This is a genomic window from Streptomyces sp. NPDC001970 (assembly GCF_053594115.1).
The window spans coordinates 212,338-231,503 of the sequence record NZ_JBSFDW010000008.1 but is presented as its reverse complement, the minus strand read 5'-3'; the positions used below and the strand labels follow the sequence as shown (position 1 = coordinate 231,503).

Below are 19,166 nucleotides of genomic sequence, written 5' to 3'. Positions count from 1 at the left end.
AGGCCGCCCGCCCGCCGCGCCGCGCCCTGGTCGTGACCGCCTCCAACCGTGCTTCGGCCGGTGTGTACGAGGACAAGGGCGGCCCGATCCTCGCCGAAGGGCTCGCGGACATGGGCTTCGAGGTCGACGGCCCCAGGGTCGTCCCCGACGGCGACCCGGTCGAGGCGGCCCTGCGCGAGGGCGTCGCCGCGGCGTACGACGTCATCCTCACCACCGGCGGCACCGGCATCTCGCCCACCGACCGCACCCCCGACGCCACCCGCCGGGTCATCGACTACGAGGTTCCCGGCATCCCGGAGGCGATCCGGGCGTACGGCCTGGCGAAGGTCCCCACGGCCGCGTTGTCCCGTGGCCTGGCCGGTGTCGCGGGCGGCCGCACCCTGATCGTCAATCTGCCGGGTTCGACGGGCGGGGTACGGGACGGGCTCGCCGTCCTCGGCCGGATCCTGCCGCACGCCGTCGACCAGATCCGTGGCGGTGACCATCCCGGACCCGCCGACGCCTCCGGACCCACCGGGAGTCCAAGCTGAACGCCCCGTCCTGGCCCGTGGTCCTGACGGACGGTGATGTCACCCTCCGCCCGATAAAGCTGCGCGACCAGCGCGCATGGCGCGAGGTGAACCGGCGCAACCGCGACTGGCTGCGCCCCTGGGAGGCGACCGTCCCGCCGCCCGCCCCCGGCGGCCCGATCACTCAGCGCCCCACCTACCGCCAGATGGTCCGCCATCTGCGTGCCGAGGCCAACGCAGGCCGGATGCTCCCGTTCGTGGTCGAGTACAAGGGCGAACTCGTCGGCCAGCTCACCGTCGCGGGGATCACCTGGGGCTCGATGTGCTCGGGCCATGTCGGCTACTGGGTCGACCGCGACGTCGCGGGCCGCGGGGTGATGCCGACCGCCGTCGCGCTCGCCGTCGACCACTGCTTCCGTACGGTCGGACTGCACCGCATCGAAGTCTGTATTCGCCCCGAGAACGGGCCGAGCCGCAGGGTCGTCGAGAAACTCGGATTCCGCGAAGAGGGACTCCGGCCCCGCTATCTGCACATCGACGGTGCGTGGCGGGACCATCTGGTCTTCGCACTGACGGCCGAGGAGGTGCCGGAAGGGCTGTTGCGCCGCTGGCACCAGGCACGACCCGCGCGTCACGAGAAATAAAATAATTGTTCGAATTCGATCGTCATCCGGCCGCATCGTGATCGCCGGTCGATCTGAAGAATCACAAAAAAAGTCAGTGATATCAGCCAGATCGTGCGACACACCGGGCCAATTGGCCGATGCCCTCGTGCGAACCCCTCTACGGTGTGATGCGTGAGCAGCAGCGGCCTCATCTATGCAGTCATCGTCGGGGCCTGGGCCGCCTACTTGGTGCCGATGTGGCTCCGCAGGCAGGACGAGCTCAACGAAGCCCGTCCGACGGAACGCTTCAGCACCGCCATCCGGCTGCTGTCCGGACGGGCGGGAATGGAGCGCCGGTACGCCAAGGAGCTGCGTGAGCGCATCGCCGAGGAGGAGACGCCCGCCGCCGACGCCGACCCGGATGCCGAGACGGACCGATTGAGTTCCGTCGACGTCCGGGCCTTCGCCGCGCCTCCGGCCCGTACGGAGGCCCGCATCCGACCTCCGGCGCGCGCCCCGCGCGGGAACGGGTCCGCGGCCGCCGGTGCGGCCGCCGCGCGTGCCCGGCGCTCGAAGGTCCTCGCGCGCCGACGGCGCACCACGGTGGTCCTCTTCCTCGCCTTCACGCTCGGCGCGATCGTCGCCGCGGTCGGCGGCCTCGGCTTCCTCTGGGCACCCGCGGCCCCGGCCGTCCTGCTCACCGCGTACATCGCGCATCTGCGTGCGCAGGAACGCCGCCGCTTCGTGTACGTCATGGACCGGCGCCGCGCGGAGGCCGCGGCGAAGCGCCTCCGCGAGCGCCGCCGGCCGGCCGCACCCGCACCCGCAGCCGCGGCCGCGGAGCCGGACGAGGAGCCCGAGTCCTGCCCGGAGCCCGAATCCTCCCCCAGACTTCGTCCGGGGGGACCCCCACCCGCGGTCTCACCGCAGGAGGCGGGCCGCCGCGCCCTGGTCGAGCAGACCGACCACGCCGAGTGGGTCGACCAGCAGCGCGACCCGGGCCCGCCGGCCCGCGGCGACAGCTGGGACCCGGTCCCGGTTCCCCTCCCGACGTACGTCACGGCCCCGGTCGCCCCGCGCGCCACCAGCGGCATCGATGTCACGGACCCGGAAACCTGGAGCTCGGCCCGCTCCTCCCCGGCCGAACCCTCCGCACCGGCCCCCCCGCGCCAGCGCACCACCTCACCCCGCCGCACCCGCGACCACGGTCGCACCCCCCTCTTCGACCAGTACGCCGACGAGGACCGCCCCCGCGCGGCCAACGAGTGACACCTGGGAAACCCTGCTCCTCTGACCAGCGAGGAACGGATTTCCAAGCACCCCGATCGGGATGCTAAGGTTTCACTCGTTGCAAGGGCCTGTGGCGCAGACTGGTAGCGCACCTCGTTCGCATCGAGGGGGTCAGGGGTTCAAATCCCCTCAGGTCCACAACAGGTCAAAGCCCCTGTCGGAGAGATCCGGCAGGGGCTTTGTCGTGCCGTACAGCAGCGAAGTACAGCAAGTGCTTCCGATCCCGCCCGTCCAGGTGCTTGCCGAACTTCCGCAGCGCCTTGCGCGTCGCCTCGGACGGGATGTGCGTGTAGACCTCCATCGTCACCGCGGTCTTGCTGTGCCGAAGGATCTGCATCGCGATGCGCGGGTGCACGTCGAGGGCGACGAGCAGTGACCCGCAGGTGTGCCGGGTGTCATGGAGACGGAAGCGGCGGGTCGGTGCGACGGCGCGGGACATGCTGCTCAGGCATGCGCGCACGCGCCGCCCCGAGCACCTCGCGGTGCTGGAGCGGCGCGTGCTGCAGACGGCCGAGGACCGGATCAGGCGGTGAGGATGCCCGGGTCGGACAGGCCCGGGGCGCCGGTTTCGACGTGGCCCGCGAAGCGGCGGAGGAAGTCGGACGAGGTGGTGGAGGTGACCGTCACGTCGTACCAGTTGCGGCAGGTGCTCAGGTCGACCGAGTGCGTGACCGTCGCACCCTTGCGGACCGTGAAGGTCCGCGGAGTGCCCGTGTAGGCGTTGGTGACGGTGAGCCGCGCGTCTGTCGTACCTGCATGGGTGAAGGTCAGGTCGAGGTTGCCGGTGGCCGCGTTGTGGCGGGCGGTGACCTCGGGACCCGCGGTCTTCCCCGGGTTGCGGAAGCGGCGCAGGAAGCCGTTCGGGCCGTGGACGGTCAGGTCCGTGACGCCCTTCGAGTACTTCGTGTTCCAGCTGTCCGCGATCGACTTGCCCGCCTCGGTCGTGTACGTCCAGGGCGCGTCGGTGCGGTTCGCCGAGGTGACGTAGAACGGGGCGCCGGCGTCGTGCCCGCCGCTGAAGGTGAGCCGGTACTTGCCGGTGGTGATGTCCGCGGAACCGTCCACGTACGGCGCGTACGCGAGCGGGCGGGTGGGCTTGGTGCCCGGCTCCTGCCGGGGCATCGCGCCGACGGCCGGGGCGGGGGCCAGGAAGTCGGGGTGACGGTCGTTGTCCGGCGGGTAGTAGCCGGCGGTCGGCGGCAGTTCGGCCGGCACCGTCTCCGTACGCGCGAAGTCGAAGGCGGAGGTCAGGTCGCCGCATACGGCGCGCCGCCACGGCGAGATGTTCGGTTCCTGAACCCCGAAGCGGCGTTCCATGAAGCGGACGATCGAGGTGTGGTCGAAGGTCTCGGAGCAGGTGTAGCCGCCGGTGCTCCAGGGGGAGACGACGAGCATGGGTACGCGGGGACCGAGGCCGTACGGTCCGGCGACATAGCCGGACGCACCCGGGAACCAGTCCAGCGCCGTCGGGGTCGTGGACAGGCCCTGGGCCGCGGACGCCGGCACGTACGGCGGCACGACGTGGTCGAAGAAGCCGTCGTTCTCGTCGTAGGTGATGAACAGGGCGGTACGGGCCCACACGTCGGGGTCCGACGTCAGGGCGTCGAGGACCTGTGCGATGTACCAGGCGCCGTAGTTGGAGGGCCAGTTGGAGTGCTCCGAGAACGCCTCGGGAGCGGCGATCCAGGAGACCCCCGGGAGCCGGCCCGCCTGGACGTCGGCGCGGAGGACGTCGAAGAAGCCGTCGCCCTTCGACGCGTCGGTGCCCGAGCGGGCCTTCTCGTACAGCGGGTTGCCGGGCTGGGCGTTCCGGTACTGGTTGAAGTACAGCAGGGAGTTGTCGCCGTAGTTGCCGCGATAGGCGTCGTCGATCCAGCCCCAGTGGCCGGCGGCGTCGAGGCCGTCGCCGATGTCCTGGTAGATCTTCCAGGAGATCCCGGCCGCTTCGAGACGCTCGGGGTACGTGGTCCAGTCGTACCCGGCCTCGGCGTTGTTGAGAACCGGGCCGCCGCCCTTGCCGTCGTTGCCGGTGTGGCCCGTCCACATGTAGTAGCGGTTCGGGTCGGTGGAGCCGATGAAGGAGCAATGGTACGCGTCGCAGATGGTGAAGGCGTCGGCGAGCGCGTAGTGGAACGGGATGTCCTCGCGCGTCAGGTACGCCATGGTGGTGGCGGTCTTCGCCGGCACCCACTGGTCGTACTTGCCGTGGTTGAACGCCTTCTGGCCACCCGCCCAGTCGTGGTTGAGGCCCTGGAGGAACTCCATGCCGAGGTCGTCGCTCGGGGGCCGGAACGGCAGCGTCACCTTCTTGCCGTCCGCCTGGTTCCACACGGACTTGCCGCTGGGCAGGGTGACGGGGCGCGGGTCGCCGAAGCCGCGTACGCCCTTCATCGCACCGAAGTAGTGGTCGAAGGAGCGATTCTCCTGCATCAGGACGACGATGTGCTCGACGTCCTGGAGGGTCCCGGTGCTGCCCTGGGCGGGGATGGCGGCAGCCCTGGCGATGCTGTCGGACAGAAGGGTGAGCGCGGTGGCGCCACCCGCCAACTGCAGGAAGCGACGGCGGTTGAGTTCTGCCATGGGTGAGGTGACCTCTGCTAGTAGGGAACTGGCGAGAAGCGCCCCAAGGACAGCGCGCGCGGGGTACCTCCCGGCGGACGCCCCATGACCGCCCGGGATACGGACGGCGAACGCCCCGGGCCGCAGTTCTCCAATGGCCCTCGTCCTCCGCCGCCCTCTGCCGGTGGCCGGTGGCCGGTGACCGGTGACCCGTGGCCGCGAACGGCAGCGGCCGCCGGTGCCTCGAGCCGGCGGCCGCCGGAGCGGCGGGCTACGCCACGACGTCCCGCAGCGGTTTGCCGTCCATGTGGCCGATCACGTTCTGGACGGCCGCCAGGGCGATGCGGACCAGCGTCTCGCGGGTGACCCCGGCGACGTGCGGGGACAGGACGACGTTCGGGGAGCTGAGCAGGCGGAGGGCCGCGGTCGGGGGTTCGGGGTCGAAGACGTCGATGCCCGCGCCCGCCAGGGTGCCCGAGGCCAGGGCGTCGGCCAGGGCGTCCTGGTCGACGAGCGCGCCGCGGGCGGTGTTGACGAGGAAGGCCGTCGGCTTGAGGAGGGCGAGGCGAGCGCCGTCGATGAGGTGACGGGTGTCGTCGGTCAGCGGGGCGTGGAGGGTGACGTAGTCGGACGCGCGCAGGAGGTCGTCGAGGGGGACGTGACGGGCGCCGCCGAGGCGGGCCTCGGTCTGCTGCGGCACACGGTTGCGGCCGGAGTAGAGGATCTTCATGTCGAACGCGACCGCGCGGCGGGCGACTTCCTCGCCGATGTGACCGAGCCCGACGATGCCCAGTGTCTTGCCCGACAGTTCGGTGAGGGACTGCTGGAGGCGCGGAAGTGCCCAGTCGGCGTCGACGAGGGCGGTGTGGGCGGGGATCAGCTGTTTGGCGAGGGCGAGCATGAGGGCGAAGGTCTGCTCGGCCACGCATCGGCTCTCCGCGTCGCTGGAGCCGATGGTGCAGACGGCCACGGAACGGGCGCGGGCGGCGTCCAGGTCGACGTAGTCGTAACCGTGGCTCGCGCACTGGACGAGTTCCAGCGCGGGGGCGGCGGCGATGTGGCCGGCGGTCACCGGGCCGAGCCCGGTGATGACGACGTGCGCGTCCCGCAGGGCGGCGGGGTCCTCGTCCGTCGTCTCGACGACCGTCACCCGGGCGCCGGGCAGCAGACCGGCGAGGGCCGCCCCGGCGGTACGGCCCCCGACGTGGGGGGAGATGACGGCGAGGACGTTCTTGGGGCCGGCGCCGCCGGAGGCGAGGTTGCCCGTGCTCGTGCTCGTGCCCGTGCCCGTGCTCATGCGGACTCCCTGACGAGGTCGTCGGCGGTCAGCGAACCCGGACCTGCGTGGCCCGACAGCGCCAGCGTCAGGTCGAACTCGGCCAGCAGACAGCGGATGACGTGGTCGACGCCCGCCTGCCCGTCGAGGCCGAGGCCGTACGCGTACGGGCGGCCCAGCAGCACCGCGCGGGCGCCCAGCGCGAGGGCCTTGAAGATGTCGTCGCCCGTGCGTATGCCGCTGTCGAAGAGTACGGTCAGGCGGTCGCCGACCGCCTCGACGACCCGCGGCAGCGCGTCCGCCGCGGCCACGGAACCCGCCACCTGGCGCCCGCCGTGGTTCGAGACCACCACCCCGTCCATGCCCGCGTCGGCCGCGCGGCGCGCGTCGTCCGGGTGCAGGATGCCCTTCAGCACGATCGGGCCGTCCCAGTGCTCGCGCAGGAAGCCGAGGTCCGGCCAGGTCTTGGCCGGGTCGGCGAACATGCCCACGAAGTGCATCACGGCCGCGTTCGGATCCTCGTGCACGGGCTTGGCGAGACCGGCCTGGAAGGCGGGGTCGGAGAAGTAGTTCGCCGTGCCGACGCCGTGGAGGAACGGCAGATACGCCTGGTCCAGGTCGCGGGGCCGCCAGGCCAGCAGCGGAGTGTCCAGGGTGACGATCAGCGCCGTGAACCCGGCCGCCTTCGCCCGCGCCAGGAAACTCGCCGTCACCTCGCGGTCCTTGGCCCAGTACAGCTGGAACCACCGCTCCCCGCCGCCCATCGCCTCGGCGACCTGCTCCATCGGCGTGCTCGACGCCGAGGACAGGATGTACGGCACTCCGCGTGCGGCGGCCGCACGCGCGGCGGCCGGCTCCGCGTCCGGGTGCATGATCGACAGTACGCCGACGGGCGCGAGGGCCACCGGGGCCGGGATCGTCCGCCCCAGCATCTCCACCGCGAGGTCCCGCTCGTGCACGTCGCGCAACATGCGCGGCACGATTCGCCAGCGGTCGAGGGCGGCTCGATTGGCGCGCGCGGTGCTGCCGCTGCCCGCGCTGCCCGCCACGTAGCCGAACGGGCCGGGGCCGAGGCGGTGCTCGGCCAGTTCCTCGAGCCGGGTCAGATCGGTGGGCAGCCGTGGAACGGCGCCCGTCATGCCGTTCAGATAGATCTCGTACTGGAAGTCCGCCCAGTGCGGTGTCGTCGCCATGCGGGAGATCCTCGCGGTGCGGGACGAGTCGCGTCCATGGTCGTGCGGGCGTTCGGTCCCCTCCGGGCCCGTCGAGGGACCCGCCGCCTTCCGGCTGCCTTCCCGCCACCGCGCCGGTGCGGGGCGCCGGGTGCGGCCGGCGAGGGGTGCGCCCCGCCGGCCACACCGGGGTTCAGGACACCTGCGCCTTGTCGTACAGCGCCTTCGCCTCATTGCCGAAGTACGGGCCGAACATCCGGTTCGGCAGGAAGGTGTAGCCGAAGCTGTTCACCGAGACCTGCAGACCGGTGCCCGCCGTCTCGCTGAAGCCGGTGAACCAGGGACCGCCGCTGGAGCCGCCCGTCATGTTGCACCCCAGGCTGTGGTCCTGCGAGAAAAGGAAGTCGCGTGAGCTGTTCCCGCTGCAGTGGATCAGCTTCGTGCCGTCGTACGGGGACGCGGCCGGGAAGCCGAAGGCGTACATCTGCTTGTTGTAGCCGCCGTTGAACCGGATGCCCTGCGCGCCGGTGACCGAGGTGAGCTTCTGGCCGTTCAGCGGGGCGACGACCGCTGCGCCGATGTCGTGGTTGATGTCCTCGCCCGCCTCCCACTGCGGGGTGGTGAGCGTCTTCGATGCGGCCCACTGGCCGTACGGGGCCTGGCCGTTGTCGTACGCGGGCACGAAGACCCAGTTGGTGTGCCAGCTGCCCTGGTACTTGACGCAGTGCCCGGCCGTGATGACCGTGCTGGCGTTCTGGCTGGTCACGGCGTTCCCGGAGCAGGATGCCGTACGGCCCTGGAAGGTGAAGAACACCCGGCCGGAGGTCTTCACGACGGCGCCGCCACCCGTCCAGGGGCCGCCCGCCTGCGGGAAGGCGGTGGGGGCGACGGCGGCGAGAGTGGGCCCGACGCCGACGGGAGTGGGCGCGACGGTTGTCGTGGCACCGCCGGGCTTCGGGGCCTTGAGGGCCTTGAGCGCGCTCGTGCCGAGGTGCAGGTCGAGCGGGGTGGCGCTCCGCATCCGGTCCGCGGTCCAGAAGGCGGCCGCCGTTTGCTGTGCGGCGGCCGGGACGCTGTGGGCCGAAACCGGTGCGGGGGTGGCCGCGTTGGCGGTCGTCAGGCCGCCCGTGAGCAGGGCTCCGACGGCTGACAGAATGCCTGCGGCTGTGCGATGGCGTCTCACGCATGTCTCCTTCTGCCGTGGCAGGTGTGGGGATGAGAACGGTGCGGATCGGCGTGCGTGAGGCAGGGTGCCACGGAGGCACAGGTTCTGTCAGGAGCGCGTCAGGTCATTGCGAGGTCATTGCCAGGTCGTCGTCGGGCCCTGGTCGGGTCATGGCGTGAGCGATTTCGCGAAGCAGCGGCTGTTCTCGTACTCCCGGTAGTGGCCGAACTTCGCGCTCAGTTCGTAGCCGCTCGACGTGTACAGCCCGATCGCCTCGGGCTGGGCCGTGCCGGTCTCCAGCACCATCCGGGTCCGGCCGGCGGCGCGGGCGTCCTCCTCCAGTGCCGCCAGGATGTGCCGGGCGAGGCCCAGGCCGCGCGCCTCCGGGACGACGTACATCCGCTTCAGCTCGGCGTCGCCGTCCTCGTACCCTTCGTCGTTCCTGTCCTGAGAGCGCCAGCCGCCGGTGGCGACGGGGCGGCCCAGCTCGTCGTACGCGAGCAGGTAGAGTCCGCGCGGCGGGCGGAACATCGACGCGTCGAGCGGTGTGACATCGCCCCCGTCGCCGTAGCGCGCGACGTATTCGAGCTGCACCTGGTCGTTGAGTTTGACGGCGTCGGGGTGGTCGAAAGCGGTCGGCCGGATATCCATGCGCCACATCGTACATGTATGCAGGTCGTGACTCTCGGATATTGTGCCGGGATGCTCACCGTGACCACCGTGAATGTCAACGGTCTGCGTGCCGCCGCGAAGAAGGGCTTCGTCGAGTGGCTGGCGCAGACGTCCGCCGATGTGGTGTGCCTGCAGGAGGTTCGGGCCGAGGCGCACCAACTCCCCGAGGAGGTCCGCGCCCCCGACGGCTGGCACGTGGTCCACGTGCCCGCCGCCGTGAAGGGCCGTGCGGGCGTCGCCGTCTACTCGCGGCGCGAGCCGGACGCCGTGCGGACCGGGTTCGACAGCGAGGAGTTCGACGGCAGCGGCCGCTACGTCGAGGTCGACCTGCCCGGTGTCACGGTGGCGAGCCTCTATCTGCCCTCGGGCGAGGTCGGCACCGAGCGGCAGGACGAGAAGTTCCGATTCATGGACGCGTACCTGCCGTACCTCAAGGCCCTGAGGGAGCGGGCGGCGGCCGGGGGTCGTGACGTGCTGGTGTGCGGCGACTGGAACATCGCGCACCGGGAGGCCGACCTCAGGAACTGGAAGGGCAACAGGAAGAACTCCGGATTCCTGCCGGAGGAGCGCGAGTGGCTCGGCCGCGTGTACGACGACGGCGAGGGCGGCGCGGGGTACGTGGACGTCGTGCGGGCGATGCATCCCGAGCAGGAGGGGCCGTACTCGTGGTGGTCGTACCGCGGCCGGGCCTTCGACAACGACACGGGGTGGCGGATCGACCTGCTGGTCGGGACGCCGCGGCTGGCCGGGAAGTGCGTGAAGGCGTACGTGGAGCGGGCGGCGAGTCATGGTGAGCGGTGGAGCGACCATGCGCCGGTGACGGCGGTCTTCGAGGTCTAGGCCCGGACTTCGCAGGTCACCTGTTAGTGACGGCTCGACGCGTGATCGTTGCCCGTTCCCGGCCGCTGTCGAGCGGACAGGGATACGTGCGCACCCAAGTCGACCGCTGCTTGACCGGCTGCGACCGCTCGATCTTCACGAACGAGGGACCTGCGAACTACGGACCTGGGCGGTCCGGTCGCCGGGTCCGCGTCCGGGGCGGCCTGCGGCGGGCGCCACGCGGCGGAGCCGCCACGCATCGACGCAGCCTCGCCCCTTCCCGACCTGGGGGCAAGCCCTCGGACCCTCGAGGAGGACCGGGCCGTCCGTTCGGTCCGGGTGTCCGTCATCGGGCGCCCGGCGGGCACGTGCGGGCCCGCGTTCGGCCGCACGTGCCGGGCGGGTCATGGCTCGTGGCGCAGGCGGCGGTCGAGGGCCATGGAGAGTTCCGCGTCCACCACGCTCTTCGCCAGAGGGCGGAGGCGTTCGATGTCGTCTGCGGCGGTGTGGGCGTGCAGGAGGTCGGTGAAGAGGGAGGCCAGGGCCTCCGCGTGCACCCGGACCTCGCGGCCGGCGGCCAGGACGGCGGCGAGCGGGACGCCCTCCCTGACCAGGGCGGCGGAGACGTCGAGCAGGCGGCGGCTGATGTGGACGATCTCTTCGCCGTCGGTGGCGAGATAGCCGAGGTCGAGGGCCGCGGCGAGGTTCTCGGGGGTGACCTCGCCCTCGAAGTGGTCGGCGAGCTCCTCGGGGGTGAGGCGGACCGGGGTCTCCTCGGTGGGTTCACCGAGGCCCAGGACCTCGCCCACGTCGCGGCCGCTCTCGAACGCGGCGGCGAGGTCGGCGATTCCGCTGAGGGTGTGGCCGCGTTCCAGCAGGGCGGCGATGGTGCGCAGGCGGGCCAGGTGGTGGTCGTCGTACCAGGCGATACGGCCCTCCCTGCGCGGTGGCGGGATCAGTCCGCGCTCGCGGTAGAAGCGCAGGGTGCGCACCGTGATGCCGGCCGCCTCGGCCAGCTCCTCCATGCGGTACTCGCGTACTTCTGCCACAGCCGAAGCCTATGTTGTCCGGCGGTACCCGCGGCCGGAGGTCGCTGATGGGAACAGCTTTGGTTCGACCCCTACCGCTCGGTATGCAGAGGCTCTACCCTCCCCACCATGCCAGTGATTGCTGGCAAGGTTCAGCGGAGTCACGGGAATTCTGCGGGAGGCGGCGTCATGGGCCAGCAGTACGAGCACGTACGAGTGGCGGTGATCGGATCCGGTTTCGGTGGCCTCGGCGCGGCCGTCCGGCTGCGCCGCGAGGGGATCACCGACTTCGTCGTCCTCGAGCGGGCGGACTCGGTCGGCGGGACCTGGCGGGACAACAGCTATCCCGGGTGCGCCTGCGACGTACCGTCCCACCTCTACTCGTTCTCGTTCGCGCCCAACCCCGACTGGCCGCGCACCTTCTCCGGCCAGGAGCACATCCGGGCGTACCTGGAGCACGTCACCGACACCTTCCGGCTCCGCCCGCACATCCGCTTCGGTCACGAAGTGACGATGATGCGCTGGGACGGCGACGAGCTGCGCTGGGAGATCGAGACCTCCGGCGGGACCCTGACCGCGGATGTCGTGGTCTCGGCGACCGGGCCGCTGTCCGACCCGAAGGTCCCCGAGATCCCGGGACTGGCCGAATTCCCCGGCAAGGTCTTCCACTCGGCCCGCTGGGACCACGACTACGACCTGCGCGGCAAGCGGGTCGCGATGATCGGGACCGGCGCGTCCGCGATCCAGATCGTGCCCTCGATCCAGCCGGAGGTCGGGAAGCTGACGCTGTTCCAGCGCACCCCGCCGTGGGTGATGCCGCGCATGGACCGCCGGGTCACCGGAGTCGAGCGCTGGCTGCACAGGCAGTTGCCGCTCACCGGGACCGCGCGCCGCGGACTGCTCTGGGGCATCAGGGAGTTGCAGGTCAGCGCGTTCACCAAGCGGCCGAACCAGCTCGGGCTGATCGAGTCCCTCGCCAAGGCCAACATGGCGAAGTCCGTCAAGGACCCGGCGCTGCGGGCGAAGCTGACCCCCTCGTACCGCATCGGCTGCAAGCGGATCCTGCTCTCCAGCGACTACTACCCGGCGCTGGCCAGGCCCAATGTCGACGTGGTCGCGTCGGGGCTGACCGAGGTGCGCGGCTCGACGGTCGTGGCCGCCGACGGGACGGAGACCGAGGTCGACGCGATCATCTTCGGCACCGGATTCCATGTCACCGACATGCCGATCGCCGAGCGGGTCGTGGGCGCCGACGGGATCACGCTCGCGGAGGCGTGGAAGGGCGGCATGGAGTCACTGCGGGGCGCGACCGCCGCCGGGTTCCCCAACTGGATGACGATCATCGGGCCCAACACCGGCCTCGGGAACAGCTCGATGATCCTGATGATCGAGTCCCAGCTGAACTACATGGCCGACTATGTGCGGCAGTTGGGCGTCCTCGGGGGCCGGGTCGCGCTCGGCGCACGGCAGTCCGCCGTCGGGGCGTGGAACCGGCGCGTGCAGGAGCGGATGAAGCGCACCGTGTGGAACACGGGCGGCTGCACCAGCTGGTACCTGGACGCGAGCGGCCGCAACACCACCATCTGGCCGGGGACGACAGGGGAGTTCCGGCGCGAGACACGGGAGGTGGACCTCGCGGAGTACGAGGTGATCCGCCCGCCCCGGCCCCGTGAGGCGACCGGGACCGTCGCCGCGACCGTGGGGGAGGAGAGCGCGTGAGCCGGCTCATGAAGAGGTCCGTGGGAGCGGCACCCGCCCCGCCCGTCGCCGCAGGCGAACTGACGGCCGTCTCCGCCGACGGCGCCCGTATCCATGTGGAAATGCACGGCCCCGAGGACGCGCCCGCCGTGGTGCTCTCCCACGGCTGGACCTGCTCCACCCACTTCTGGGCGGCGCAGATACGGGACCTGGCCGCCGATCATCGCGTGATCGCGTACGACCAGCGGGGACACGGCCGTACGCCCGCCGTCCCGAAGGGCGGACACAGCACGAAGGCCCTCGCCGACGATCTGGAGGCCGTGCTCGCCGCCGCGCTCGAACCCGGCACGAAGGCGGTGCTGGCCGGCCACTCCATGGGCGGGATGACGCTCATGGCGGCGGCAGGTCGGCCGAAGTTCGCGGAGCACGCCGCCGCCGTGCTGCTGTGCAGCACCGGCGCATCCCGGCTGGTCGCCGAGTCGCTGGTGGTCCCGATGCGGCCGGGCCGGGCACGCACCCGGATCACCCGCGCGATCCTCGGCTCGCGCGCCCCGCTGGGCCCGGTCACTCCGCTCTCCCAGCGGATCCTGCGGTACGGGACGATGGGGCCCGGCGCGGCACCGGACAGGATCGCCGAGTGCGCCCGGATCGTGCACGCCTGCCCGCGCCCGACCCGGGTGGCCTGGGCGCACGTACTGGCCGAGCTCGACCTCGACGCGGACGTACGGGAGTTGACCGTGCCCACGGCCGTCGTGGCGGGAACCGCCGACCGGCTCACCCCGATCGTCCACGCCCGCGCGCTGGTGGCCGCCCTGCCCGAGTGCGTCGGCCTCGTCGAGCTCGCCGGTATGGGGCACATGACGCCGGTGGAGGCTCCGGAGGCGGTCAGCGCCCAGATCCGGACGTTGGTGGACGTGTACCTGAAGCAGAAGGAGACAGCCGTATGAGCAGGGTCAGCCTGGACGGACAGGTCGCCGTCGTCACGGGTGCGGCGCGCGGCATCGGTGAGCTCCTGGCCCGCAAGCTGTCCGCGCGCGGGGCGAAGGTCGCGCTCGTGGGTCTGGAGCCGGAGGAGCTGAAGGCGGTCGCCGGGCGGCTGCACACCGACTGCGACCACTGGCATGCCGATGTCACCGACCACGAGGCGATGGCCCGGGTCGCGCAGGAGGTCAAGGAGCGCTTCGGCAAGGTCGACATCGTCGTCGCCAATGCGGGAGTGGCGGCGGGCGGGCCCTTCGCGGAGTCCGATCCGCAGGCGTGGCGGCGCGTCGTCGAGGTCAATCTCGTCGGCGGCGCGGTCACCGCGCGTGCCTTCCTGCCGGTGCTGATGGAGAGCCGGGGGTACTTCCTGCAGATCGCCTCGCTCGCCGCGATCACCCCGGCCCCGATGATGACGGCGTACTGCGCGTCCAAGTCGGGCGCGGAGGCGTTCGCGCACTCCCTGCGGGCCGAAGTCGCGTACAGGGGCGTCAAGGTGGGGGTCGGCTATCTGTCCTGGACGGACACGGACATGGTCCGCGGCGCCGACCAGGACTCCGTGATGCGGGAGTTGCGGCAGCGGCTGCCGTGGCCGGCGAACCGTACGTATCCGCTCGGGCCGGCCGTGGACCGGATCGTCGCGGGGATCGAGCGCCGCTCGGCGCATGTGTACGCGCAGTGGTGGCTGCGCGGGATGCAGTCGGTGCGCGGATATCTGCCGAGTCTGATCGCGACCGTCGGACAGCGCGAGATGCGGCGCTTCGAGCCCCGGCTGTCGGGGGTGAGCAAGGGGCTGGTGGGCGCCGGCGGCGCGGCCGACGAGCAGGAACACAGCGGGCGTACGCAGCGTAACTGATCGAAATGCGAGCCATGTCCGTGCATGCCAGGCTGGTCGAGGCCCGGGGGGCCTGCAAAGGCCCCTCACCTCTCACACCCTTCTAGGAGTGAACCAGATGGGCATCCAGGAGCAGTTCAAGGACAAGGCGGGTCGTCTCGCGGAGCAGGGCAAGCAGACGGGCAACGCGAAGGACGAAGCGTCGCAGCGCTCTCAGCAGCGTTCGCAGAAGCAGCACGCGCCGCAGGGCAGGACCCCGCAGAAGTCGCCGCAGGAGCGTGCTCAGCAGCGCTCGCAGCAGCAGGGTTCGAAGCAGCGTGAGGCGAACGACGAGACGCGCCGGCTCCAGCGGGAGGCCGATGACCGCTTCGACCAGGACTACGACGCCTGACGTCCGAGGCTGAGGAAGGGGCACACCCCGTGCACGGGGTGTGCCCCTTCCGCGTGCCGTGTTGCAGAGGTTCAGGCCCGCAAGTCGGGCCCGCGGAGTCAGGGTGCCGTGTTCTGCAGAGGTTCAGGCCCGCGGCGGGAGCTTCGGCCGACGGCGGTCCGGGACCTTGTCGTAGCCGGGCGGGGTCGCCGCCGGATGCTGTTCGAGGCGGTCGAGGGCGACCTGGACCGCGGTCTCCAGGTCCGTGCGCTTGCCCTCGGCCCAGTGCAGCGGCGGCCGCTCGGCGAAGATGTCCGGGTCCACGCCGTGGTTCTCGACGGACCAGCCGTACGCGTCGAACCACGCCGCGTTCATCGGCACCGTGATCACCGTGCCGTCACCGAGCCGGTGCCGCCCGGTCATGCCGACGACCCCGCCCCAGGTGCGCTGGCCGACCACCGGGCCGAGGCCCAGCAGCCGGAACGCCGCAGTGATCATGTCGCCGTCCGACGAGGTGGCCTCGTCGGCGAGCGCGACGACCGGGCCGCGCGGTGCGTTCGACGTGTACGAGACGGGCTGGGCGTTGCGCGTCAGGTCCCAGCCCAGGATCGGGCGGATCAGCTTCTCGATGACCAACTCGCTGATGTGGCCGCCCGCGTTGCCGCGTACGTCCACGATCAGCGCCGGGCGGGACATTTCCTTCCGCAGATCACGGTTGAACTGGGCCCAGCCCGAGCCGCCCATGTCCGGGATGTGCAGATACCCGCACTTGCCGCCGCTGATCTCCCGTACGACCTCACGGCGCTTCGCGATCCAGTCCTGGTAGCGCAGCGGACGCTCGTCCACCAGCGGCACGATCGCGACCCGGCGCGGCGGGCCCTCGCCGTCGGCCGGCTGGAAGGTGAGCTCCACGGTCGTGCCGCCCGCCGCCGCCAGCAGCGGATACGGACCGGCGACCGGATCCACGGGCAGCCCGTCCACATGCGTCAGCACGGCACAGTCGCGGATGCCCGTTCCGGCGAGCGGGGAACGCGCCTTGGAGTCGGACGAGTCACCGGGCAGGATCCGTCTGACGACCCAGCCCTCCTCCCGGTGCGCGAGGTTGGCGCCCAGCAGCCCGATCGCCCGCTGGTAGTGCGGCGGCCCCTCGTTGCGGCGCGCGGGGGTGACGTACGCGTGCGACGTGCCCAGCTCGCCGAGCACTTCGCGCAGGAGATCGGCGAACTCGTCGGGGGACGCGACCCGTTCGACCAGCGGACGGTACTGCGCCAGCACGCCGTCCCAGTCGATGCCGCACATGTCCGGTTCCCAGAAGTACGCGCGGATGAGCCGCCCCGCCTCCTCGTACGCACCCCGCCACTCCGCCGCCGGATCCACTTCGTGCATGATCCGGCGCAGGTCGATGTAGACGGTGGAGTCGCTGTCGCCGGATTCGGTCGCGGGCACCGCCCGCAGGTCCCCTTCGTCGACGACCACCAGCCGCGTACCGTCGCCGCTCACCGCGAACGAGTCGAGATGCTGGACGAGTTCGGTCTTACGGGCCTTCGTGATGTCGAAGTACTCCAGCGTCGGCCGGGGCGAGGGATCGGCGGGGTTGGCGAACGTCTCGCCCAGCGCGCCCGAGATCGGCCAGCGCAGCCAGACCAGACCGCCGCCGTGGACGGGGTACAGCGCCGAGTACTTGGACGCGGACACCGGGAAGGGCGTGACCCGGTTCTCCAGGCCCTCCACCTCCACCATGGCCGCGCCTTCGCCGATCTCGGCCTCCACCGGATCGAGGCCGCCGGCCGCGGGACGCCCGTCGGGCAGCAGCGCGAACGGCGACGGGGTCGCGGAAGACAGCGGCACCAGATAGGGCCGGCAGCCCAGCGGGAACGACAGGTCCCCGGTGTGCACGTCGTACACCGGGTCGAAGCCGCGCCACGACAGGAAGGCCAGATAGCGGCCGTCGCGGGTGAAGACGGGATTCTCGTCCTCGAAGCGGCCGTTGGTGACATCGACGATCGTGCGGGGGCCCGGCCCGTCGAGCCGCGCCATCTTGATCAGCCGCAGCGAGCGTCCGATGCCCGGATGCGACCAGGTCAGCCAATTTCCGAGGGGCGAGAAGGCGAGGTCGCGCACCGGCCCGTTGTCGGACCGGATCAGCTCCGTCACTTCGCCGTCGGACTCCTCGGCCGCGTCGATGAGCAGCAGCCGCCCGTCGTGCGAGGCGATCGCGAGGCGCTCCCCTGCCGGGTCCGACTTCAGCTCGAGCACCCGGCCGACCTTTCCGGGGGCCAGCCGACGCGGTGCCCGGTCGCCGCTCGCCCGCGGCAGATACGCGATCTCGATCGCGTCCTCGCCCTCGGCATCGGTGACGTACGCGACCTGGCCGCCGCTGCCCAGCATCTCGGGGAGCCGCACCCGCACGCCCGGGGTGTCGGTCATCGTCCGGGCCGGGCCGTCGCGGTGGGTGAGCCAGTACAGGCTGCCGCGTACGGAGACGGCGCTGGCGCGGCCGGTCGTGTCGACCGACAGCCCGTCGACGTGGTGGGCGGCCGGCACCTGGTACCGCCGTCGTCCGGCGCGGGGACCCTCGAGCCGTACGTCCAGCTTGCGCGGCTCCGCGTCCGGTCCCAGGTCGTCGACTATCCACAGGTCGCCCGCGCACTGGTAGACGATCCGGCGCCCGTCGCTGGAGGCGTGCCGGGCGTAGAAGGCGTCGTGGTCGGTGTGGCGCCGCAGGTCCGTGCCGTCGGGGAGGCAGGAGTAGAGGTTGCCGACGCCCTCGTGGTCGGAGAGGAAGGCGATGCGGCCGTCCACGAACATCGGGCAGTCCAGATGGCCGCCGATGTCCGGCAGCAGCCGCTCCCCGTGCAGATACAGCCGCCCCATCGCCCCGCCCCGGTACCGCTTCCACGCCGCCGGCTCGTGCGGCGGCTTGCCGGTGAGCAGGAGCGTGCGGTGGCAGCCGTCGATGTCGGCGACGGAGATGTCCGCGACCGGGCCCCAGGGGAGGCGCTTGCCGGGGTCGCCGTCCGTGGACACCTTGTAGGCCCAGGAGAAGTACGAGAACGGCTGGCCGTGCGAGGAGACGGCGAGGATGTTGCCGTCCGGGTCCCAGCCGCAGACCCGGGTGTCGGTCGACCCCCAGTAGCTGAGCCGCCGCGCGGGGCCACCGTCGACCGGCGCGAGATGGATCTCGGGGTCGAGGCTGCGCCAGGTGGTGAAGGCGATGTGGCGGCCGTCCGGCGAGAAGCGGGGGTGGCCGACCCGGGTCCGGTCGACGGTGACCCGCCACGCGCGGCCCGGGATCTCGCCTTCGGGGACGAGGGGGGCGATCCACAGATCGTCCTCGGCCGCGAAGCACAGCAAGTCGTCGTGCAGATGCGGGAAGCGGAGATACGCGACGTCTTCTCTCACCCCCCAATGCTTTCCGTGTGCGCAGGGCCCGGCAACTTGTGGAGGGGACTTCCGCCGGTGGATGTCGCTGTGGCCCAGGACACGTACGAAACGGTTTCGTTTCGCTGAAGCCCGGGGTATCTTCATACTGTACGAAACCGTTTCGTTCGGAAGGTCGGTCATGGCACGCAGCAGACTCACGCCGGAGCGCGAGGCCGAGCTGTACGAAGCCGTGCTCGACCTGCTGCGCGAGGTCGGCTACGACGCCCTCACCATGGACGCCGTCGCCGCCCGCACCCGCTCCAGCAAGGCCACCCTCTACCGCCAGTGGGGGAGCAAGCCGGAGCTGGTGGCCATGTCGCTGCGGCACAGCAAGCCGGTGGACGTCTCGCAGATCGACACCGGCAGCCTGCGCGGCGACTTCCTCGAGATGGTGTCGCAGACCGACGACTGCCGGATGGAGCGGGACACCGCGCTGATGCGGGGCCTCGCACGGGCGGTCCACGAGAACGACGATCTGCTCCAGGCACTGCGTGAGCTGTTCATCGAACCCGAGATGACCGGTCTCGACGCGATGCTGCAGCGGGCGATCGGCCGCGGCGAGATCTCCGCGGACAACCCCGCACTGAAGTTCATGTCGCACATGCTGGTCGGCGCCTTCGTGGCCCACCCGCTGATCAAGGACCAGCCCATGAGTCAGGGCTTCCTGCGCGACTACATCGATGCGGTGGTGCTCCCCGCGCTGGGTGTCCGGTGACCGCGGCCGGCTGTCCCGGCCGGGGGTCCGGGGGTTGTTCCCCGGGCAGGCG

At 71.4% G+C, this 19,166-nt stretch carries 17 protein-coding genes and 1 tRNA gene; 10 read left to right on the top strand and 8 right to left on the bottom strand.

What is annotated here, in order from left to right; all coding sequences use genetic code 11:
• Positions 1 to 26 precede the first annotated feature (26 nt).
• From ACWCP0_RS13415 to ACWCP0_RS13400, 4 genes are all read left to right on the top strand, one after another.
• Positions 27 to 530 carry a MogA/MoaB family molybdenum cofactor biosynthesis protein gene (locus tag ACWCP0_RS13415; RefSeq protein ID WP_451078993.1) on the top strand — a complete coding sequence of 168 codons (504 nt, stop codon included), beginning with the start codon at positions 27 to 29 and terminating at the stop codon, positions 528 to 530.
• 17 nt (positions 531 to 547) lie between these two features.
• Positions 548 to 1,153 carry a GNAT family N-acetyltransferase gene (locus ACWCP0_RS13410; protein WP_451078946.1) on the top strand — a complete coding sequence of 202 codons (606 nt, stop codon included), beginning with the start codon at positions 548 to 550 and terminating at the stop codon, positions 1,151 to 1,153.
• A gap of 153 nt (positions 1,154 to 1,306) precedes the next feature.
• Positions 1,307 to 2,383 carry a divisome protein SepX/GlpR gene (gene sepX, locus ACWCP0_RS13405; protein WP_451078945.1) on the top strand — a complete coding sequence of 359 codons (1,077 nt, stop codon included), beginning with the start codon at positions 1,307 to 1,309 and terminating at the stop codon, positions 2,381 to 2,383.
• Positions 2,384 to 2,468: 85 nt separating this feature from the next.
• Positions 2,469 to 2,542: transfer RNA gene (locus ACWCP0_RS13400), tRNA-Ala, on the top strand.
• A gap of 7 nt (positions 2,543 to 2,549) precedes the next feature.
• On the opposite strand, the gene ACWCP0_RS13395 is transcribed toward ACWCP0_RS13400, so the two are convergent.
• The 6 genes from ACWCP0_RS13395 to ACWCP0_RS13370 form a co-directional block, all read right to left on the bottom strand.
• Positions 2,550 to 2,843 carry a hypothetical protein gene (locus tag ACWCP0_RS13395; protein ID WP_451078944.1) on the bottom strand — a complete coding sequence of 98 codons (294 nt, stop codon included), beginning with the start codon at positions 2,841 to 2,843 and terminating at the stop codon, positions 2,550 to 2,552.
• 83 nt (positions 2,844 to 2,926) lie between these two features.
• Entirely contained in the window at positions 2,927 to 4,984 is a 2,058-nt protein-coding gene (locus ACWCP0_RS13390; protein WP_451078943.1) for a phosphocholine-specific phospholipase C, read from the bottom strand.
• A 250-nt stretch (positions 4,985 to 5,234) separates the two neighbouring features.
• Positions 5,235 to 6,260, bottom strand: coding sequence for a 2-hydroxyacid dehydrogenase (locus ACWCP0_RS13385; RefSeq protein ID WP_451078942.1), 1,026 nt, complete (start codon positions 6,258 to 6,260; stop codon positions 5,235 to 5,237).
• Positions 6,257 to 7,432, bottom strand: a complete 1,176-nt coding sequence (locus ACWCP0_RS13380) for a lactate 2-monooxygenase (protein ID WP_451078941.1) — start codon at positions 7,430 to 7,432, stop codon at positions 6,257 to 6,259. The genes ACWCP0_RS13385 and ACWCP0_RS13380 overlap by 4 nt, the downstream gene beginning before the upstream one ends.
• A 172-nt stretch (positions 7,433 to 7,604) precedes the next feature.
• Positions 7,605 to 8,594: a trypsin-like serine peptidase gene (locus tag ACWCP0_RS13375; protein ID WP_451078940.1), complete on the bottom strand. Its 990-nt coding sequence runs from the start codon at positions 8,592 to 8,594 to the stop codon at positions 7,605 to 7,607.
• Positions 8,595 to 8,744: 150 nt separating this feature from the next.
• Positions 8,745 to 9,227 carry a GNAT family N-acetyltransferase gene (locus tag ACWCP0_RS13370; protein WP_451078939.1) on the bottom strand — a complete coding sequence of 161 codons (483 nt, stop codon included), beginning with the start codon at positions 9,225 to 9,227 and terminating at the stop codon, positions 8,745 to 8,747.
• A gap of 51 nt (positions 9,228 to 9,278) precedes the next feature.
• Here ACWCP0_RS13370 and ACWCP0_RS13365 point away from each other — a divergent pair, with 51 nt between their 5' ends.
• Positions 9,279 to 10,088 carry an exodeoxyribonuclease III gene (locus ACWCP0_RS13365; protein ID WP_451078938.1) on the top strand — a complete coding sequence of 270 codons (810 nt, stop codon included), beginning with the start codon at positions 9,279 to 9,281 and terminating at the stop codon, positions 10,086 to 10,088.
• Positions 10,089 to 10,471: 383 nt separating this feature from the next.
• Here the strand turns inward: ACWCP0_RS13365 and ACWCP0_RS13360 are convergent, their stop codons facing one another.
• Complete coding sequence (locus tag ACWCP0_RS13360) at positions 10,472 to 11,092, bottom strand: MerR family transcriptional regulator (RefSeq protein ID WP_451078992.1); 621 nt, start codon at positions 11,090 to 11,092, stop codon at positions 10,472 to 10,474.
• A 192-nt stretch (positions 11,093 to 11,284) separates the two neighbouring features.
• Between ACWCP0_RS13360 and ACWCP0_RS13355 the strand changes: the two genes are divergently transcribed.
• From ACWCP0_RS13355 to ACWCP0_RS13340, 4 genes are all read left to right on the top strand, one after another.
• Entirely contained in the window at positions 11,285 to 12,814 is a 1,530-nt protein-coding gene (locus ACWCP0_RS13355) for a flavin-containing monooxygenase (protein WP_451078937.1), read from the top strand.
• Between the two features lie 8 nt (positions 12,815 to 12,822).
• On the top strand, positions 12,823 to 13,740 hold the full coding sequence (locus ACWCP0_RS13350; protein WP_451078991.1) for an alpha/beta fold hydrolase: 918 nt from the start codon (positions 12,823 to 12,825) through the stop codon (positions 13,738 to 13,740).
• A complete protein-coding gene (locus ACWCP0_RS13345) occupies positions 13,737 to 14,627 on the top strand; it encodes an SDR family oxidoreductase (protein ID WP_451078936.1) in 891 nt (296 codons plus the stop codon). The genes ACWCP0_RS13350 and ACWCP0_RS13345 overlap by 4 nt, the downstream gene beginning before the upstream one ends.
• 97 nt (positions 14,628 to 14,724) lie before the next feature.
• On the top strand, positions 14,725 to 14,997 hold the full coding sequence (locus tag ACWCP0_RS13340; RefSeq protein ID WP_451078990.1) for a hypothetical protein: 273 nt from the start codon (positions 14,725 to 14,727) through the stop codon (positions 14,995 to 14,997).
• 123 nt (positions 14,998 to 15,120) lie between these two features.
• Here ACWCP0_RS13340 and ACWCP0_RS13335 read toward each other — a convergent pair whose 3' ends face one another.
• Positions 15,121 to 18,378, bottom strand: a complete 3,258-nt coding sequence (locus ACWCP0_RS13335; protein WP_451078935.1) for a S41 family peptidase — start codon at positions 18,376 to 18,378, stop codon at positions 15,121 to 15,123.
• Positions 18,379 to 18,538: 160 nt separating this feature from the next.
• Between ACWCP0_RS13335 and ACWCP0_RS13330 the strand changes: the two genes are divergently transcribed.
• A complete protein-coding gene (locus ACWCP0_RS13330; protein WP_451078934.1) occupies positions 18,539 to 19,114 on the top strand; it encodes a TetR/AcrR family transcriptional regulator in 576 nt (191 codons plus the stop codon).
• Positions 19,115 to 19,166: the final 52 nt, after the last annotated feature.

Coding starts and splice junctions, on each gene's coding strand:
- ACWCP0_RS13360 (WP_451078992.1), bottom strand. CDS start 11,092: ATGGAGGAGCTGGCCGAGGCGGCCGGCATCACGGTGCGCACCCTGCGC.
- ACWCP0_RS13390 (WP_451078943.1), bottom strand. CDS start 4,984: ATGGCAGAACTCAACCGCCGTCGCTTCCTGCAGTTGGCGGGTGGCGCC.
- ACWCP0_RS13395 (WP_451078944.1), bottom strand. CDS start 2,843: ATGTCCCGCGCCGTCGCACCGACCCGCCGCTTCCGTCTCCATGACACC.
- ACWCP0_RS13385 (WP_451078942.1), bottom strand. CDS start 6,260: ATGAGCACGGGCACGGGCACGAGCACGAGCACGGGCAACCTCGCCTCC.
- ACWCP0_RS13340 (WP_451078990.1), top strand. CDS start 14,725: ATGGGCATCCAGGAGCAGTTCAAGGACAAGGCGGGTCGTCTCGCGGAG.
- ACWCP0_RS13345 (WP_451078936.1), top strand. CDS start 13,737: ATGAGCAGGGTCAGCCTGGACGGACAGGTCGCCGTCGTCACGGGTGCG.
- ACWCP0_RS13355 (WP_451078937.1), top strand. CDS start 11,285: ATGGGCCAGCAGTACGAGCACGTACGAGTGGCGGTGATCGGATCCGGT.
- ACWCP0_RS13380 (WP_451078941.1), bottom strand. CDS start 7,432: ATGGCGACGACACCGCACTGGGCGGACTTCCAGTACGAGATCTATCTG.
- ACWCP0_RS13350 (WP_451078991.1), top strand. CDS start 12,823: ATGAAGAGGTCCGTGGGAGCGGCACCCGCCCCGCCCGTCGCCGCAGGC.
- ACWCP0_RS13370 (WP_451078939.1), bottom strand. CDS start 9,227: ATGGATATCCGGCCGACCGCTTTCGACCACCCCGACGCCGTCAAACTC.
- ACWCP0_RS13330 (WP_451078934.1), top strand. CDS start 18,539: ATGGCACGCAGCAGACTCACGCCGGAGCGCGAGGCCGAGCTGTACGAA.
- ACWCP0_RS13365 (WP_451078938.1), top strand. CDS start 9,279: ATGCTCACCGTGACCACCGTGAATGTCAACGGTCTGCGTGCCGCCGCG.